This is a genomic window from Pontibacter sp. MBLB2868, assembly GCF_051904785.1.
In the GTDB taxonomy this organism is placed as follows: domain Bacteria; phylum Bacteroidota; class Bacteroidia; order Cytophagales; family Hymenobacteraceae; genus Pontibacter.
On record NZ_CP196710.1, the window covers coordinates 3,616,541 to 3,633,947 of the forward strand.

The 17,407-nt window shown below is 45.6% G+C and carries 16 protein-coding genes; 2 read left to right on the top strand and 14 right to left on the bottom strand.

Annotated features, from left to right (window positions below):
* Window positions 1-20: 20 nt before the first annotated feature.
* Window positions 21-503: a GNAT family N-acetyltransferase gene (locus tag ACSX1A_RS15445; protein WP_439880541.1), complete on the bottom strand. Its 483-nt coding sequence runs from the start codon at window positions 501-503 to the stop codon at window positions 21-23.
* A gap of 159 nt (window positions 504-662) precedes the next feature.
* Here ACSX1A_RS15445 and ACSX1A_RS15450 point away from each other — a divergent pair, with 159 nt between their 5' ends.
* Entirely contained in the window at window positions 663-1,256 is a 594-nt protein-coding gene (locus tag ACSX1A_RS15450) for a membrane-associated protein (protein WP_439880542.1), read from the top strand.
* A 59-nt stretch (window positions 1,257-1,315) separates the two neighbouring features.
* Here ACSX1A_RS15450 and ACSX1A_RS15455 read toward each other — a convergent pair whose 3' ends face one another.
* From ACSX1A_RS15455 to ACSX1A_RS15470, 4 genes are read right to left on the bottom strand one after another with little or no spacing between them, the layout of a single operon-like run.
* A complete protein-coding gene (locus ACSX1A_RS15455; protein WP_439880543.1) occupies window positions 1,316-2,410 on the bottom strand; it encodes an efflux RND transporter periplasmic adaptor subunit in 1,095 nt (364 codons plus the stop codon).
* A gap of 37 nt (window positions 2,411-2,447) precedes the next feature.
* Entirely contained in the window at window positions 2,448-3,695 is a 1,248-nt protein-coding gene (locus tag ACSX1A_RS15460; protein WP_439880544.1) for an ABC transporter permease, read from the bottom strand.
* Window positions 3,696-3,705: 10 nt separating this feature from the next.
* Window positions 3,706-4,950: an ABC transporter permease gene (locus ACSX1A_RS15465; protein ID WP_439880545.1), complete on the bottom strand. Its 1,245-nt coding sequence runs from the start codon at window positions 4,948-4,950 to the stop codon at window positions 3,706-3,708.
* 51 nt (window positions 4,951-5,001) lie between these two features.
* Window positions 5,002-5,721, bottom strand: coding sequence for an ABC transporter ATP-binding protein (locus tag ACSX1A_RS15470; protein WP_439880546.1), 720 nt, complete (start codon window positions 5,719-5,721; stop codon window positions 5,002-5,004).
* Between the two features lie 302 nt (window positions 5,722-6,023).
* On the opposite strand from ACSX1A_RS15470, the gene ACSX1A_RS15475 reads away from it, so the two are divergent.
* Window positions 6,024-6,593, top strand: a complete 570-nt coding sequence (locus ACSX1A_RS15475; RefSeq protein ID WP_439880547.1) for a hypothetical protein — start codon at window positions 6,024-6,026, stop codon at window positions 6,591-6,593.
* A gap of 54 nt (window positions 6,594-6,647) precedes the next feature.
* On the opposite strand, the gene ACSX1A_RS15480 is transcribed toward ACSX1A_RS15475, so the two are convergent.
* From ACSX1A_RS15480 to odhB, 9 genes are all read right to left on the bottom strand, one after another.
* Window positions 6,648-7,439, bottom strand: coding sequence for a pentapeptide repeat-containing protein (locus ACSX1A_RS15480; protein WP_439880548.1), 792 nt, complete (start codon window positions 7,437-7,439; stop codon window positions 6,648-6,650).
* A 145-nt stretch (window positions 7,440-7,584) separates the two neighbouring features.
* Window positions 7,585-7,752, bottom strand: coding sequence for a hypothetical protein (locus ACSX1A_RS15485; RefSeq protein WP_439880549.1), 168 nt, complete (start codon window positions 7,750-7,752; stop codon window positions 7,585-7,587).
* 33 nt (window positions 7,753-7,785) lie between these two features.
* On the bottom strand, window positions 7,786-8,157 hold the full coding sequence (locus ACSX1A_RS15490; RefSeq protein ID WP_439880550.1) for a GntR family transcriptional regulator: 372 nt from the start codon (window positions 8,155-8,157) through the stop codon (window positions 7,786-7,788).
* Between the two features lies 1 nt (window position 8,158).
* On the bottom strand, window positions 8,159-8,890 hold the full coding sequence (locus tag ACSX1A_RS15495) for a hypothetical protein (protein ID WP_439880551.1): 732 nt from the start codon (window positions 8,888-8,890) through the stop codon (window positions 8,159-8,161).
* Window positions 8,887-9,099, bottom strand: coding sequence for a hypothetical protein (locus tag ACSX1A_RS15500; RefSeq protein ID WP_439880552.1), 213 nt, complete (start codon window positions 9,097-9,099; stop codon window positions 8,887-8,889). The genes ACSX1A_RS15495 and ACSX1A_RS15500 overlap by 4 nt, the downstream gene beginning before the upstream one ends.
* Window positions 9,089-9,940 carry an ABC transporter ATP-binding protein gene (locus ACSX1A_RS15505; protein ID WP_439880553.1) on the bottom strand — a complete coding sequence of 284 codons (852 nt, stop codon included), beginning with the start codon at window positions 9,938-9,940 and terminating at the stop codon, window positions 9,089-9,091. Before ACSX1A_RS15505 ends, ACSX1A_RS15500 begins: the two co-directional genes overlap by 11 nt.
* A gap of 168 nt (window positions 9,941-10,108) precedes the next feature.
* A complete protein-coding gene (locus ACSX1A_RS15510; protein WP_439880554.1) occupies window positions 10,109-13,954 on the bottom strand; it encodes a DUF7619 domain-containing protein in 3,846 nt (1,281 codons plus the stop codon).
* A 166-nt stretch (window positions 13,955-14,120) separates the two neighbouring features.
* Entirely contained in the window at window positions 14,121-15,524 is a 1,404-nt protein-coding gene (gene lpdA / locus ACSX1A_RS15515; RefSeq protein ID WP_439880555.1) for a dihydrolipoyl dehydrogenase, read from the bottom strand.
* Between the two features lie 301 nt (window positions 15,525-15,825).
* On the bottom strand, window positions 15,826-17,394 hold the full coding sequence (gene odhB, locus ACSX1A_RS15520; RefSeq protein ID WP_439880556.1) for a 2-oxoglutarate dehydrogenase complex dihydrolipoyllysine-residue succinyltransferase: 1,569 nt from the start codon (window positions 17,392-17,394) through the stop codon (window positions 15,826-15,828).
* Window positions 17,395-17,407: the final 13 nt, after the last annotated feature.

The following is a 17,407-nucleotide window of genomic DNA, read 5'->3' on the forward strand; positions in this document are numbered from 1 at the left end:
CCTCTTTTTGAATCTACGCTTTACAGGTCCAGCTCCATTTTTATGTCAGCCCGTTCATAGATGCTCGGTGGCATGGGCACCTCAACAAAACCAAGCCTGCGGTACAGGTTAAGGGCCGTTTCAAGTCGTCTGTTTGATACCAGGTATAGTTTCTTTGCCCCAGCACGCCGGGCTCTGTCTATTGCCGCTTCTCCTAGCATCTTACCAATTTTCATGCCCTGCATTTTAGGGGCAACAGCCATTTTGGCCAACTCAAACACACCTTCTTCCTCATAAAGCAGGGCACAGGTACCAACAGGCTCCCCGTTAAAAAGCGCCATCAGTATATAGCCGCCTTTGTTTATGATGTACCCTTGCGGGTCGGTTAAAGACTTCGTGTCGGCATCTTCCATTACAAAATATTTAGATATCCATTCATGGTTAAGGTCGTAAAAAGCCTTTGCATAGAACATGTTGAAATCTACGATCTGAATTGCCGAAGGTGTATTGTAATGTTGTGCCATAACGCGTTTGTTAAATATGCTGCTGCAAATTTAAAACTCTATTTTATACTTATAAACCTGTAGAGTGCCTTTTAAAATTGATCAGGAAAGTAAATCATTTTTCTTCGTTGCACTGCATCGTTTCTATAGCCATACCTGTATCTTCAACAAACATAAAACATGATGGGCTCAACTGTTCCGCTCTGGCTGCAACTGTCTTATACTTTATTTGTGGTGGTGCTTGTGCCTGTGTATTGGGTAAAGTATAAACCTGCCAACTTTCTTTGGTTCTCAGATATCGCCCTGTTCGCCATCGGCATATCGCTATGGACGGAGAGCAGGATGCTGGTAAGTATGATCGCTGTGGGCGTACTGGGCCTGGAGATCATTTGGAACATTGATTATTTTGGAAGGCTCATCAGGCAAAAGCCATTACTGGGACTAAGCGATTATATGTTTGACAGTAGCAAGAGTCTTTTCCTGCGCGGGCTCTCTCTTTTCCATGTGTTTCTACCTGCCCTTGTTATTTGGCTGCTACTGGAATGGGGCTACAACCCAAAGGCAATATACTGGCAAACGCTTCTGACCTGGGTCGTACTCCCTATTGTGTACCTTTTCACAGATCCAAAAGAAAATATTAACTGGGTTTTTGGACCGGGCAATAACCCTCAGACCCGAATCCCCGAAAGCCTATACTTCTGGATCGTGATGCTGTTCTTCCCATTGTTTGTCTTCCTGCCTTCTCACCTCCTGCTAACATGGCTGTTTCAGTAGCATTTAAACAAAAAGGTGAGCTGTTACACTCACCTTTTCCACTATCCATCTTAGTTGCGTTACATCTGGGCGATAGTAGCATCCGGCACTTTCACCTTTTCATTTTTTGAAAGGCCAGACACGATCTCAATATTTATTCCATCAGACAGACCGGTTTTTACCATACGTTTCTCAAAAGTCTGCGGCGACTTTTCCACCTCCACATAAGGCTGTTCCTTCTCAAACTTCAGCATACTCTCCTTGATCGCCAGCACCTGATCCCGCTTATCCAGCACAATATCAGCGTTGGCGCTGTAGCCCGCCCTGATAAAATCTTTATCGTTAAGCACTACCTGTGCCCGTATCGGGAATTTTATAGAACCTTCTTCCAATACGCCTTTTGGGGCAATATATTCCAGTTTGGCATTAAATACACGCCCTTCTATAGCCCCGATAGTCAGGAGCAGGGCCATGTTTTCACGCAACTTACCTACCTCCGACTCATCGATCTTACCCTCAAACACCAGGCTACGCATATCTGCCACTGTGGCAATGGTAGTACCCTCATTAAAGTTGTTGCGTTCGATGATGGAAGTACCCACCTTTACAGGCACGTCCAGCAGCATTCCGTCTATGGTAGAATATACCAGATTAGATGCCTGTCCACTTTTACGGGAGGCTCCTTCACGGACAAGTAACAGGTTACTTTCCGCAGCCTGCATGGCTTCACGTTTCAGATTATAGTCGGCTTTATACTTCTGGTACTCCTGCTCCGGAATTACCTTCTGCTCATACAGCTGTTCATAACGGGCGAGTTCGCGCTTTGCCTCGTTAAAATTCAGTTTAGCTGTTTCAAGTTGTGTTTCGGCATTGTTCACGCTTACCATGTTGGGCACTATTCGTATTTTAGCTAAAAGCTGCCCTTTCTTCACAACCTGGCCTGCCTCCACGTGCAGTTCCTCCACTATGCCCGATACCTGCGATTTTACCTGCACCTCCTTGCGCGGTACAATAGAACCTGTGGCAACTGTTTTTTTCACAATGTCGGCCTTAAAGGGAGTCTCTGTTTTATACACCACCGGATCAGTATTGGCTTTGTTGTAAAAGTAGTAGCCCAGCCAAACCGAAAGACCCAGGAAAATGATAATGAATAAGCCTAGAAAAACCTTTTTCATAATGGAAGTATAGTTTAAGTCTTTAATTCTTTTTTAATTATTCATCGCGTAACGCCACTACCGGATTTACTCGTGCGGCTTTAGTAGCAGGTATCAGACCCGCCAGAGCACCGGTTAACACAAGCAGTATAGTAGCAGAAAGTGCAATGCCTAAGTTAACCTCCGGAACACCGAAGTACCCCGCCTGCACATCAAACTTGCGCATAAAGTATTCTATAATGGCAATTATACCAGTACCTGCCAGCAAACCGGTATATCCTGCCAAACCGGTTATTACAACAGACTCTTGTATGATCAGGCTGATAATAGACCAGGGAGTGGCACCAAGCGCTTTACGAACCCCGATCTCCTTTGTCCGCTCCTTCACCACGATCAGCATAATATTACCCACCCCAATAATTCCGGCGAAGATGGTGCCTATACTTACCAACCAGCTAAAGCCCGCTATACCGGTAAACAAGCCCTGTATGTCCTGAAACTCTTTTTCTATGTTCGCAGAACCAAAAGCTTTCAAATCATCCGGCGCCACATTATGTCGTTTCATCAGTAAGGCTTTAACTTTATCTTCTATCACAGCGGCAGGCACACCTGCCACTGGTGTCATGGCCAGCGAACCTACCTGGTTTGGCTGGTTAAATGTTTGCTGCAGGGAAGTATTTGGCAGGTAGATGATCTTGGAGTCTTCTACAATGTCCTCGCCCTTACCAACAGGCTCAAAAGTACCCACTACCTGGAAGTAGCTGCCTTTTATGTTGATGTACTTCCCGATAGGATCTATGTCCTTAAACAGCAGCTCCAGCGTTCTCGGCCCCACAACTGCTACCTTCCGGCGCTCAATAATATCCTTTTGATTGATAAATCTGCCGGTCATTACTTTAGTTGGCCTTACCTGTAGCATTTCGGGTGTTTCTCCACGCACGGTAAAAGCGGCACTTTTTGTCTGGTAGTTAACTGCAAAGTCTCCGTTAAGCTGGTTGTTCGGCGCAATAACGGCTACCTCCGGCACATTGGCCCGTATGGCGGCCACGTCGTCGTTCGTCATCTGGATAAACCTGCCCGCCTTCAGCCCCATATAGGGAACGCTGGTACGCTGGGTCCAGATAAAGACAGCATTTTTTGCAATGTTAAACTCGCCTACGATGCCGTTCTCAAGGCCCTTGCCTGCCCCAAGCAACACCACCAGCATAAAAATGCCCCAGAACACGCCAAAAGCAGTCAATGCTGTACGAAGCTTGTGCTTCTTTACAGTATTGTAGATCTCAGTCCATTTATCGATGTCTATCATGGCTCTCAGGTTAATCAGCGCGTAACGCTTCTATAGGTTTAATGCGGGCAGCCTTTAAGGCCGGCATAAGGCCAGCCAAAGCACCGGATATAACTAACACCAACGTTGCCGACAGCGCTACTCCCGGATCTACCTCCGGGTTGGCAAAGAAAGGCATTTCTGCCCCCGACGACTCCATGGCATATTCCATCAAGGCAAGTAGCCCCGTGCCTGCCAACAGCCCCATGTAACCTGACACGCCGGTGATCACGATGGATTCCTGAAGTATAAGGCTGACGATAGAAGCCGGAGTGGCCCCCAAGGCTTTTCTAACACCGATCTCACGGGTCCGCTCTTTTACAATGATGAGCATAATGTTACTTACACCAACAATACCGGCTATGAGTGTGCCTATACCTACAATCCAGACAAAAATGCGGATACCGCTAAATAGGCCCATTACCTTCAGAAACTCTGCTTCTGTGTTTTCTATCCCCAGGGCCATGTCATCGTTTTCGGCAAATTTATGCCGCTGCGCCAACAGCACACGTAAGCGGTCTTCCATCTCTTTGGCGGGCACACCGTCCTGGGCTGTCAGGACCATCATCTGCACCTGGTTTGGCTGATTAAAAGCACTTTGTGTTGTTGAGAAAGGAATGTAGGCACGCTCCTCTCGTCGGGCACCGTTATTGCCACCGGTCTTAAAAGTGCCAACAACTTTAAAATAAATGCCGCGAATATTAACGTATTCGCCAATTGGGTCCTGCTCCCCAAATATCACTTTGGCAGCCTGCTCTCCAAGCACAACTACCTTCCGCTTCTCCATCTCATCGTTCTCGTTCAGCAGGCGGCCACGGAAAGCAGTCTCCCCGTTCATAAGCATAAAATCCGGCTCCGCGCCAAAAACCTGGAAAGAGCCGTTTTGCTTTTTATAGTTGATCGTGTACTCGCCAAACACGCGGTTGCGGGGGGCCACCATGTTCAGGTTCTGTACTTCCCTGTCAATTACTTTCAGGTCTTCATTCGTTAGCGTTATTTCTCGACCAGGACTCATTCCCTTATGGGCCAGCGCAGTTTTACCGCTCCATATGTAGATACTGTTCTTGGCCCCGTTACCAAAGCGGTTGATCACGCCGTTTTCCAGGCCCTTGCCTGCCCCAAGCAGCAGCACCAGCATAAATATACCCCAGAACACGCCAAAGGCCGTCAGGAACGTCCGCAGTTTGTTCTTCTGCATCGTTGCCAATATTTCCTGCCATTTGTCTAAATCGAACATGTATATAGCGGTTACTGATTGAGGTTTGATTTTAACTGCTGCCTTATCGTGTTACCGTGCGACCTCTCTGGCAGATACGTTGCCGGCAGTCTCTTGCAGGCCATGGTCATCATTCACGATCAAGCCATCTTTCAACCGGATAATACGGTGTGTCTGATCTGCGATATCGTTCTCGTGGGTCACGATCATTACTGTCATACCCTTGCTGTTTACATCCTTAAAAATGTCCATTACCTCATAAGATGTCTGGGTATCAAGCGCACCGGTTGGTTCATCGGCAAGTATCAGCTTGGGTTGCGAAATAAGGGCCCTGGCTATGGCTACTCGCTGTTTCTGCCCCCCAGACATCTCTTTTGGAGAGTGTTCCGCCCAATCTTTCAGCCCTACCATGTCCAGGTACTCCAGTGCCAGTTTGTTGCGCTCTTTGCGGCTTACTTTCTGGTAATAGAGTGGCAGCGCCACGTTCTCCATCGCATTTTTAAACGAGAGCAGGTTAAATGACTGAAATACAAAACCCAGAAACTTGTTGCGGTAATAGGCAGCCTTGGTAGCAGAGAGGTTCTTAATAGAGGTACCAGCCAAGTTATATTCCCCGGTTTCATAGTCATCGAGTATACCCAATATGTTTAGCAGCGTGGATTTACCCGAACCTGATGAACCCATAATAGACACAAACTCACCTTCCCGCACATGCATATCTATGCCCTTCAGCACATGCAACTTATTCTGACCCACGGCATAGTATTTATGTATGTTGTTTAGCTTGATCATAGTTTATGTTTTACCGGAGATATTTTATTCTTTTACGGTAGTTTGCTATACAAGGTACTATTCAATTTGCTATTTCCTTATAAGTTTATACTTACCGGGACTTTTTATCGACTTATGCCACCTCTCTTTCTACTAACTTGCCCCAATTTTACGAGATGCCTTGCCGGAGCAAACCCTAATCCGTTCTGTTCATGATCTATAGATGCATATAACTGAACCTTAGTTGCTTTACCCGAAAAATAATTTGACAACCCAAAGCAAGGCCCCTTAAGTACAAGTTAAAAGATCATGACAGTGAGACCATGTTTTCTTCTGACCTCCCAAAGCCGGTACTTTTCCACCCCCTTAAGCACCACCTGGGGCACATTGTAGCCTACATGAAGGCTAACAGGTCAAGCGCTGTACCTGATATACAGCAAGACCTGCTCACGTTAGGCACATCACAACTAGACCTGTATTGTGGCCCACTTACGCCGCTTCAGATAGCACAGGAGACAATAGATCATTTGGAGAAGCGGGACCTGCTTCAGCCTGAGAAATTCAGCGAGTACTTATCGCTCACAGACAACCACTACCGCTGCATTACATTATCAGATTCAACAGATTGGGTACTGAGATGGGGAGTGATAGAAGGCAGGTATGTGCACCTGCACCCAGCGCGCTATGCGCCACATACTATTCGGGTAAAGGCGGCAGCTATCAAAACAGCTATCGCAGCTATTATGGCATCTTGGCGTCTGCAAACCTCGGAAATAGATGCTAAAGTCATAAACAATGCACGCAAGGAATGGCTAAGGCTTGCTCCTATTAAAAAAATAAGTCCCACAGAAGGAGTAGGTAAGATATTAGGGCTGCTGCTGCAAAAGACATAAAAAAACCGGGACCGCCAGTCAAGGCAGCCCCGGTCTTTTTATGAGTGCTGAGTTTTACCTGTTCATTTGCTGCAGGCTGGCAAGCGACACCTGCTTATTATTGAGCTTGGTATATTTAAAGTCGTCGCCCCCATTAAAGCTGGCACCTTGCACATTAAAGCTATCAGAAATTTGAGCATACTTGAAATTGGCGATGCCATTAAATTCCGCTTTCTGAAAGTTAACTCCTTCCTGGAAGTGTGCATACTTGAAGTTAGCTTCCTCGTTAAAGGCTGCTCCTGTAAAGCTAACTTTTACCGGGAACTTCACATATTTAAAGTTTGCTTCTTCTCTGAAGCTGGCGCTGCTGAAGTTGACGCTCTTTTGAAATTTACTATACTTGAAAAGTGCTTCTTCCTCGAAACGGGTATTAATAAATGAGGCGCCTCCTTTAAATTCAGAATACTTAAAAGCACTTGCTTCTTCAAAAACACAGCCTTCAAAACGTACTTCTTTCTCAAAGTTTGTATTATATACTTCGTTAGAAGAGTTTCCAATTTTTACTCCGTTATCAGGGTTAAAATAAGCGAGCACATCCCCCTCAAAAGTGCAGTTTATAAAGGTTATAGGCGCTGTAACAGTGCTGATATACTCTTTTGAATCATACTTATTATTGCTCTCCTCCTTTAGCTTCATATTTTTCAGCTTTGTAAGGTTAAGATCTCCCGTAATCCTTGCATCCTTATAGGTCACAGCTTCGCCACGATTTATTTTGGCGATGATCTCCGAAGCATTTACACTTGTTTGTGCCCAGGATAAAAGAGGGAGCATTAATAAAATGAATAGTGCCTGTACTTTTCTCATCATAGTTTATGTTAAAGTTTACGATATCCTGCTTTGGGATCTGTGTTAAAGATGCAGTGAAAATGATAAAGGTTGCCTCGCAAGAAAACTTTTCAAAAAAAAAGCCCACACCTGCAGGTATGGGCTTAAAAATATATCTCGAATTTCTTTATTCCGGGACTGCCGGAGCTTCCGGTGCCACTGGCGCTGGTTTTACTGTTTCCTGTTTAGCCGTCATGTTTTCTTCGGCGTAAAACTTACCTGCAACCAACATGGTGGTTATGCTAAGCAATACAAAGGCCAGCAATCCTAAAAGAAGTTTATTACTAGTTTTCATGGTAACGTTCTTTAATAATGAGAATGATAACTGTTAATTAACGCTTGGCCTGGTATACTTATCAGCATAAGTTTTCAGATCTTCCAAAGACAGCCCCAGCAGCTTCATTGTTCTTAGAAATACCGGTAGCTCCTCTTCTACAAACTGTTCTTTCTTTAGTGCGATAGTTCTCTCAAAACCATCATCTGCCAGGAAGTAGCCAATGCCGCGCTTGTTGTAGATAATTCCCTTATCCTGCAGGTAATTAAAAGTTCTCATTGTAGTATTTGGGTTCACCTCAAACTCTACCGCCATGTCACGGATAGAAGGTATTTTATCACCGCTGTTCCATTTCTTCTTCAGGATATTCTCGAAGAAGCGGTTCGCGATCTGTAAATAAATAGCTTGATTTTCTTTAAACTCCATCTTACACCTGCCTTTCTTTAAGTTTGAAATACGACACAACCATCAGGAATGGACCCAACACAAACCAGAACAAGAACGGTACGACTTCTTTAAAAATAAACTCCATTGTACCCTTAAGTTCTGTTCCTGGCTGCGCGCGATACTCATTGCCTCCAAAAAGCAGGTAGCCCAACCCGGCACTGTATGCACCAATAACGAGTGCTATCAAGAAAAGCGCCAGCAATGTTTTAAGAAAATTGTTACCCTTAAACGCTGTTGCTCCCACAAAAAAGAACGTCTGCACTACCAGGAATGAGCCAATAGTTCTAATAAAGGTGCTATCTGTCAGCTCCGGAAGATTGGCAGTTTGACCGGCCACCATAGTACTCAGAAATGATAGCATAAATATACCCGCCATAGCTGTTATCAGGTAAACCGGCGCCACGATCAGCAGGGCTCCCACTACCTTTTCGACAGCAGATACTGGCAACGTAAGGAAAGCATAACTCTTCTGAGGCGAATGCATCTCGTTGAAGACTCTGCTTGTAAAAATGAACCCTCCCAGGAATAACACCACCAGGTAAAGTGGTACCAGGTTATAAACAGCATCCGGATTGAAAACTGCCACTAAGGCAGATATCACCAACAATACTCCTACAATGGCTGCAATCGCAATCCACATAGAGCTAATGTTCATATACAGCTGCCGTTTTATAAACTGGCCCAGCCGCGTTAAGTTAAATTCAGTACTCATAGTTTTATCGTATACAAATGGTCATCAATAATGGCGTTATCTTTTATCACGCCTTTCAAAAACACTTCAAACGGATAAGTAAGATTCACTTCTCCTGCCTCCAGCAGAAAGGCACAACCCAAAGCTGCAAACCCTATCCAGAACGAGTGCAGATTTAGGACTCGCTTTGCAGATCTGCTGTGCACTTTTTGGTTACTATCAGTATTCATACTTCACATTGGCAAAGCCTTCATTCAATGCCTGAGGATTTTTCACAATACCGTTAAACAGCAATTCCATATCCACACGGCTATCTACACCTGCTATGTTCTTCACAATGCCAGCTTTTCTACCTTGTAGTTCTTCCGCATAAAGTATCTCCTCATCCGGAACACCAGCCAGATTATACTCAAAAGCAAGTCGTTCAGAAATATTGGCAATGCTTTGGTTAAAGATGATGTTTCCTTTCTCCAGCACCACAATGTTATCGATCAGGTTTTCCAGGTCGCGCACCTGGTGAGTGGAAATGATGATGATCTTTTCTTCGTCCAGCGCAGCGGCCATAATCTTCCTGAACTGACTCTTGGATGGAATGTCCAGGCCATTGGTAGGCTCATCCAGGATCAGCACACGGGCGTTGGTAGCAAGACCAAAAGCGATCAGGAACTTCTTCTTCTGTCCGTAAGATAAAGTGGAGAGTTTTGCATCTTCCGACAGTTCAAACTCTGCCAGGTAAGCGTTTAACTGATTCTGGCTGAAATTTGTGTAGAAAACAGAGTTGATCTTGACGAATGTAGACAGGCTAATTGGTGGCAGCTCAAACTCCTCCGCAATCAGGTAGATGTCCTGTAGCATTTCCGGTTTACGTGCTGAGGCATCAAAGCCAAATACCGAACACTGTCCGCTGTTTGCAAAAAGTAATCCTGAAATAAGCTTGAGCAGCGATGATTTACCAGCGCCGTTTTTACCTAACAAGCCATAAATAAAGCCCGGCTGTAGCGTTAGGTTCAGGTTCTCGAAGAGCGGCTTCGTCTTCTTATACCTGAAATCAATGTTAGATAGTTTTATCATAGTTTTATCGTCTTGGTGTATTAGACAACTAGTACACTACAAATGTAAATAGAGTTTTGATATTACCAAACATTTCTTAAAAAATATTTTAGTTTAAGGAGATGGGGTTGTATTAAAACAGCAGCGCCACCCCTCACGAGGTGGCGCTGCTGTTTGGTTAGTAACTAATCAAAGCTTTACTATTTTAGCTTTATGTACTTCGTTGTTCAGCTGCACGTCCAGGAAGTACATGCTTGGGGCCAGTTTTTCGAGTTGAAGGACCAGCTCTAAAACCGTATTCTCTTTGAGAATGGTATGGCTTAGCACCGGTTTACCCAACTGATCTCTTACAACTATTTTCACTTCTCCTGTAGCCTTGGAGGCAAGCTCCAAAAACAGTTCATCCCGAACCGGGTTAGGAGCAATGCTGAGAACAGAAGCTGGCAGGTTTACAGTATGCTTTATATTCTGACTGTTCGACTCACACCCATTCGTGATGGTTCTGACCCGATACTGACCTGAATTTCTTACAAAAAGCTTCTGAGCTGTTCCAGCTGCTATTGGCTCATCATTAAAGAACCACTGATAGCTATCAGCCTGAGGTGCAACTAAAGTATCATTTATGGCTGTAATAAGCACTTCTTTAGGGTGAATGCCCACCACGGTAGAACTTACCGGACTCTCGCAACCATTTACGGTTTGTGTAGCATAGAGCGTAGTGGAAGCCGACACCACCGGCACATAGTTGTTGCCTGTAAATAGTTTAAACTGCTTTTCCGCATCCTGATACCAGGTAATATTGTCTCCGGTTGCTGTTATCGGCAATAAGTTATCTCCTTCGCACTGGAGTGGCAGCTGTGTAATTTGCGGAGCTGGTGGTATAGAGAAACGGCTTATCTTAACCTGAGCCCTGGACACATTCCTGCAAAGCGTTATTGTCCATTCCAGTATAGTTTCCCCATAGCCAATATCCTGTACTTCCGATGTTGGGCTATACGGGTCAATAATAGTTGCCTGTCCGTTTACAAGTACCCATTTGCCGATTCCTTTTGTGGGTGCATTTGCCTGTAAGGTAGCCGTACTGGCTTCGCATAAATTTATGTCAGGACCTGCCTGGGCAATGTCTGGCATTTCTTCACTACAATCATAAACTACAGCTGGCGTAGGCGACATGATCAATGTGTCGCCAATAATGTTTACTACTTCATTCGTAGCAATAGGGCTGTTAAAATCAAAGTAGTTGTAGGCTGTATTCCTGATAACCGTTCCTTTTGGGTTATCAGGATTCTGAGCAATAGAGAACTTTATAAACCCATGGCTGCCAGGCTCATCCACTTTAGCCGCCGGCAGATTGATACCTTCAAAAGTAAAAGTGAGCACCGCATTTCCTTTACCGGATACACTATAGGTAAATGGGTGCGAAGCAGATCTGACCCGCAAAGATGTGATATCTAGGTTCGCACTAAGGGTATCTTTTACCACCACTTTATAGGCTACATCTGTACCTGTGTTCTGGAAACGGATGAGGTACTCCAGGTCATCTTCAGCTTTTATGTAATTCCTGCTGGTAATACCTCTCGGACTTACCTGTTTGTCATTCGGGTCGAAGCTGTCTATAATGGTTAAGCAGGAGATATCCACCTCTGCATCGGCATCATCCTGGTAAAAAGCATCGACAGGTGTAAGCACATCTGCTACTGGCGAAGCTACCGGAATAGTGGAAGGTTGCAGACTTATTGTAGGGCGACTCTTACCGGGGTGGTTCTGTACCTGGTCTGCTTCAAGGCGATAGGTAACGAGCTGAGCAGGCACTTCTAATGTTGTGGAGTCTCCCTGCCCCAGTTTAACCTTACCTTCTTTGATCAGGGCAGTGTTGGCAAATAAACGGTAAGAAGTACTGTCGCTCATAGCTGCAACACCACGATTGGCGATGGTAAACTCCGCTGTCTGCTCCTGGTTAATAAAACTACCTGCTACTGCTACACTTGCCTTCCCCCAACCACGGTCAGGCATTTCGCAAGTACTTTTAGGCGTGATAACTGCTTTAATACACTGGCTCAAGCCCCTGATGGCTTCGTTGCCACAGATAGTAGAATCAGTGATCACAAAGCTGGTGCGTTCACCGGCCTTTACGGTTCCAATATCAAATACTAACGCAGAATCAAGCTTGGCTGTCCATGGCCGGGCACTGCTTATCGGCACAACATATTTCGGATAAATAACCTTGATCCTGACATTCTGCGCATCAACGTTCCCGTCGTTGGTATACGTAACCGTGGTATTACTTCGGAAGCAGCGGCGGCGGCGGTCAGCGGCTATATCAACGGTTAGTTGGGAGCATTCTACAATATTGTAACCTAAATTAAGCCCGGTAATTTCCTGATGTAAACTATCGGCAACAACCTGTACGCTTTCCACACACTTGGTCATGAGTTGTGTGTTTCTATTCAGTCCAAAAACAGGTGTAATAGTATGGCTGCCATAAGGAACTCTAAAAGCAAAATTCCCCTGCTCATCGGTAGAAGCATACTGCTGCCCGGGCTCTATTTTGAGTAGTGTGTTGGCAAGACCTCTTTCCAAAGGGTCAGCAATACAATTAACGTTTTTGTCCTCATACAACCTGCCACTAATTTTAGCAGTTGGCTCTATGCCCTGCAGAGAGTCAATGATCTGAGCTATAAATATGTCGCCGGAGCCCTTACTAACTAGGAACTTGCCATTATTTGGCATCTGCTCATAAAATGTTCCTGCCAATACTACTTCTTTCTGCTTTGGAAGGTAGGATAAAGCTGCTTTTGTCTCGGTTGCTATTCCTCCGTATCCCTTCACCTCCAGGGCTTCTCCATCCAAATTAAGCTTTATCAGGAATATATCATTTCTATAGGCTCCATTGCTTTTAACTACTTTGCTCTGAAAGTTGAACTCACCAGAAAAGTCTCCTGCTAAGTATAGCCTTTGGTTGGCATACATTAATGGCAGAGTGGAATAACTCCCTTGAAAGCTTGTCGCCCACTGCACTGTGCCCTGCTGATCCAGCTTTAAGAGCGCCTGCTTTTTAGACCTGTCTATCAACACGTTATCAATTGTAATATTTAGGTCGCCGTATGAAGATGGGGTGGTGAAGTAAATATTATCGTCCTCGTCTAAAACAAATGATAAATAAGAGTATGTTCTCAGAGGATAGCTTCTTGCCCAGATCACATTCCCATCAGGGTCTCTTTTAACAATGAGCTTATCATATACCGGTCCATAGCTATTAGGAAGATTTGTATTTTCAAAAGTATAACCAGCTAAACTTACCGTCTCTTTAAATCCTCCTGCTGTTATAATGTTCCCTTTTGAGTCTATTACAATATCAGAGTATGATATATTGCTTCCCAAAGACGTCTTAACCCAAAGTGCTTCTCCCTCTGGGTTAAACTTAGCCACATAGTCTGTGTAAGAAGAAGTTGAGGATGGTGTGAAGTTAAATGTAAAGTTACCAATCGGAGAACCATCAAATTCCCCTACCATATAGATATTACCCTCTGCATCTACAGTAATATCCTGAGTGAAAAACTTATCCTTAGTAAAGTAAGATGGATAGATTTTCTCCCAGACTAAATCTCCATTTGGGTCTAACTTCTGAAAAAAGTAGTTCCCAGCACGAATATTACCTGCTACGTAAACAAAGCCAGCTTTATCGATTGTGAAGGTAGAATAAGGATTGAATAATGACTTAGGGCATTCCCTTACCCACAAGCACTGGTTATTTTTATCATACTTGGCAATGAACCCGTTAATGATATCTTTTTTAATGCTGCCGAAATCAATCTCTTCAGGCTCGTATTCACTAAAGTTGGGAACGCCGCTTCCGGGCATTCCTATTTCGCCCATTATGTACCGGTTATCATCCTCATCATGTATGATTTTAATAACACGATCGTTGTAACTACCTCCAATAGATTGAATGTTCTCCCTAAACTGGGCATGTACGCCTAACGAGACCAGAATAAACGTAATGGTGAACAAGAACTTGAGTAGAGTTTGTTTCATGCAGTAATCTAGTGTGATAAAAGTAAATTACAATTTACACACAATCATCAACCTACCCTAATGATTATATATTAAAAAAACTTACTATTCGAATATCTCCATCTATAAAAACAAAGAGCCCCGCTTCATGAAGCGGGGCTCTTTGTTTTTATAAGAAAGAACTTTCCTAAATATGAATAGCTCTGTTATCCGTAGCTGCTAAACATGCCTCCTTCATCGCTTCTGCGAAAGTAGGGTGCGCATGGCTCATGCGGGCTACATCCTCGGCTGAGGCGCGGAATTCCATGGCCGTTACCGCTTCAGCAATAAGGTCAGCGATACGCGGGCCAATCATGTGCACGCCCAGGATCTCATCTGTTTCCTTGTCAGCAAGTACTTTCACAAAACCATCCGTATCACCGGAAGCCTTGGCACGGCCAGATGCTTTGAACGGGAACGAACCAGTTTTATAAGCACGGCCCTGTTCCTTTAGTTGCTCCTCAGTAAAGCCTACACCTGCCACTTCCGGCCAGGTATACACCACACCCGGGATCAGGTTATAGTTGATGTGCGGCTTCTGGCCAACGATCTGCTCTGCCACCATCACGCCTTCCTCTTCAGCTTTGTGTGCCAGCATTGCGCCACGTACCACGTCACCGATAGCATAGATGCCCGGCACGTTTGTTTCCAGGTGGTCGTTTACGGCAATCATACCGCGCTCACCCATCTGCACACCGGCGTTCTCCAATCCTAAGCCTTCAGTGTAAGGTTTACGACCTACAGATACCAGCACGTAATCCCCATCAAAGGTCACAGCCTCGCCTTTCGGACTCTCGGCAGTTACTTTCACTGTATCGCCCTCATTGGTAGCGCCCGTAACTTTGTGGCTCATGAAGAACTCAAAGCCCAATGTCTTCTTCAGTACACGCATCAGTTCCTTGCCCAGTGCGCGGTCCATGGTTGGAATAATGGAATCCATGTACTCGATCACCTGTACTTTCGTACCCAGGCGGGCATACACAGAGCCAAGCTCCAGACCGATAACGCCGCCACCGATCACGATCATCTTCTTAGGAACTTCTGTCAGGGTTAATGCCTCTGTAGAAGTGATGATGCGCTTCTTGTCGATTGGCAGAAACGGCAGAGCAGTTGGTTTAGAACCGGTTGCGATGATGGTTTTATCCGTTTCTATCTGCTGCTCTTTTCCTTCAGCGTCTGTTATCTTGATCGTGTTTTTGTTCACGAAAGAGCCCAGGCCATAATAGGTATCGATCTTGTTTTTCTTCATCAGGAAAGCAATACCGTCGTTGTTCGACTTTACCACCTCACCCTTACGCTTGATCATCTGCTCCATGTTCACCTGCAGGTCGTTCAGCTCAATGCCGTGCGTCTTGAAGTTGTGCGCTGCGTTGTGGTAATGCTCTGATGAATCTAAAAGTGCTTTTGATGGAATACAGCCAACATTAAGGCATGTACCACCCAACACATTATATTTCTCTATGATCGCGGTTTTCAGGCCAACCTGGGCGCAACGGATAGCCGCCACATACCCGCCAGGGCCAGAACCGATAACTACTACATCGTATTTCATTTGCTTTATACTTTAAGGAGAGCAAGCCCTCGTTTTTGTATTTGATTTTCGCTGCAATTTTAAACCCACCCCTGCCCCTCCAAGGAGGGGATTTTCTGCAGTACCCAATTCCCCTCCTCGGAGGGGTTAGGGGTGGGTTAACTTATACTTAGACCGGAGGCCGCACTATAATTAGTCACGAGTCAAAGATCCCGAAACATTTCGGGGCGATGACGCTCGCGCCATACTTTGGCTATCTGCAAGTATAAAATGAAGGAGGAGCAAACTTCTTCGCTTACCCCTCCTTCATTATCTGAATAATTTATACTCCAAGAAGTAATCTCATCGGATCTTCCAGCAGCTCTTTTACACGAACTAAGAAGCTTACTGACTCACGGCCGTCGATAATTCTGTGGTCGTAAGATAGGGCCAGGTACATCATCGGGCGAATTTCTACTTGACCGTTGATAGCTACAGGGCGCTGCACGATGTTGTGCATACCAAGTATAGCTGACTGCGGCGCGTTGATGATCGGTGTAGACATCATAGAACCGAACACACCACCATTGGTAATGGTGAAGGTACCGCCCGTCATTTCTTCGATGGAAAGCTTACCGTCGCGTGCCTTTTTGGCCAGGCGAACTACCTCCTTCTCGATGCCATCCAGTGTCAGTTGCTCCGCGTTACGGATAACCGGCACCACCAGGCCTTTCGGCGATGAAACGGCGATAGAGATATCGCAGAAATCGTTAAAGATCATATCGTTGCCATCGATCTGCGCGTTTACCGCAGGCCACTCCTGCAGGGCAACTGTACAAGCCTTGGTAAAGAACGACATGAAGCCCAAACCTACCTCGTGAACTTCTTTAAACTTATCTTTATACTTGGCACGGATGTCCATGATCGGCTTCATATCCACCTCGTTGAAGGTAGTCAGCATAGCCGTTTCGTTTTTCACCTGCACCAGGCGGTGAGCTACTGTTTTACGCAGTGAGCTCATTTTCTCGCGGCGCTGGTTTCTGGCACCAGTAGCAGCAGGAGCCTCCGCAGATGCAGCAGCATCTTGCTTAGGAGCAGGGGCAGCGGCTGGCTTTGCAGCAGCCTGCTGTGCGTTCTGGGCATCCTCTTTGGTGATGCGGCCATCACGACCTGTACCCTGCACATCGGCTGGTTTAATGCCTTTTTCAGAAAGAATTTTTCCGGCAGCCGGCGAAGGTGTGCCAGAAGCATATGTTTGTGCACCTGAAGGAGCAGCAGCGGCAGGTTGAGCAGCTTGTGCAGCAGGAGCACTTGGCTGTGCTGCAGGTTTAGCTGCACCTGCACCTGCACCAGTCACGATCTTGCAAAGCAGCCCACCGATCTCTACAGTATCGCCTTCTTTGGCAACGATCTGCAGTGTACCCGCAGCCTCTGCCGGTAATTCGAACGTAGCTTTATCAGATTCCAGTTCGGCAATCACCTCATCCATCTCCACGTGGTCGCCGTCATTTTTCAACCAGCTGGCAATTGTAACCTCTGTAATCGACTCACCTACAGTCGGGACAGTCATCTCAACTGTCTCACCGCCACCTTGCGCAGGGGCAGGAGCAGACGCTTCTACTGCCGGAGCAGCTGCTTTCTCAGCAGTCGGTGCAGACGGAGCTGATGAAGCAGCACCATTCTCTTCAATTTTACAGATAATGGCGCCCACATCTACAGTGTCGCCTTCTTGTGCTACAATGCGTAAAATGCCTGCGGCTTCGGCTGGCAGTTCAAAGGTGGCCTTGTCAGATTCCAGCTCAGCAATCACCTCATCCATTTCCACACGGTCGCCATCTTTCTTAAGCCATTGGGCTATGGTTACCTCGGTGATCGACTCACCTACAGCAGGCACTTTAACTTCTAAGCTCATATTTTATTCAATT

Coding starts and splice junctions, on each gene's coding strand:
- ACSX1A_RS15445 (WP_439880541.1), bottom strand. CDS start 503: ATGGCACAACATTACAATACACCTTCGGCAATTCAGATCGTAGATTTC.
- ACSX1A_RS15450 (WP_439880542.1), top strand. CDS start 663: ATGATGGGCTCAACTGTTCCGCTCTGGCTGCAACTGTCTTATACTTTA.
- ACSX1A_RS15455 (WP_439880543.1), bottom strand. CDS start 2,410: ATGAAAAAGGTTTTTCTAGGCTTATTCATTATCATTTTCCTGGGTCTT.
- ACSX1A_RS15460 (WP_439880544.1), bottom strand. CDS start 3,695: ATGATAGACATCGATAAATGGACTGAGATCTACAATACTGTAAAGAAG.
- ACSX1A_RS15465 (WP_439880545.1), bottom strand. CDS start 4,950: ATGTTCGATTTAGACAAATGGCAGGAAATATTGGCAACGATGCAGAAG.
- ACSX1A_RS15470 (WP_439880546.1), bottom strand. CDS start 5,721: ATGATCAAGCTAAACAACATACATAAATACTATGCCGTGGGTCAGAAT.
- ACSX1A_RS15475 (WP_439880547.1), top strand. CDS start 6,024: ATGTTTTCTTCTGACCTCCCAAAGCCGGTACTTTTCCACCCCCTTAAG.
- ACSX1A_RS15480 (WP_439880548.1), bottom strand. CDS start 7,439: ATGATGAGAAAAGTACAGGCACTATTCATTTTATTAATGCTCCCTCTT.
- ACSX1A_RS15485 (WP_439880549.1), bottom strand. CDS start 7,752: ATGAAAACTAGTAATAAACTTCTTTTAGGATTGCTGGCCTTTGTATTG.
- ACSX1A_RS15490 (WP_439880550.1), bottom strand. CDS start 8,157: ATGGAGTTTAAAGAAAATCAAGCTATTTATTTACAGATCGCGAACCGC.
- ACSX1A_RS15495 (WP_439880551.1), bottom strand. CDS start 8,890: ATGAGTACTGAATTTAACTTAACGCGGCTGGGCCAGTTTATAAAACGG.
- ACSX1A_RS15500 (WP_439880552.1), bottom strand. CDS start 9,099: ATGAATACTGATAGTAACCAAAAAGTGCACAGCAGATCTGCAAAGCGA.
- ACSX1A_RS15505 (WP_439880553.1), bottom strand. CDS start 9,940: ATGATAAAACTATCTAACATTGATTTCAGGTATAAGAAGACGAAGCCG.
- ACSX1A_RS15510 (WP_439880554.1), bottom strand. CDS start 13,954: ATGAAACAAACTCTACTCAAGTTCTTGTTCACCATTACGTTTATTCTG.
- lpdA (WP_439880555.1), bottom strand. CDS start 15,524: ATGAAATACGATGTAGTAGTTATCGGTTCTGGCCCTGGCGGGTATGTG.
- odhB (WP_439880556.1), bottom strand. CDS start 17,394: ATGAGCTTAGAAGTTAAAGTGCCTGCTGTAGGTGAGTCGATCACCGAG.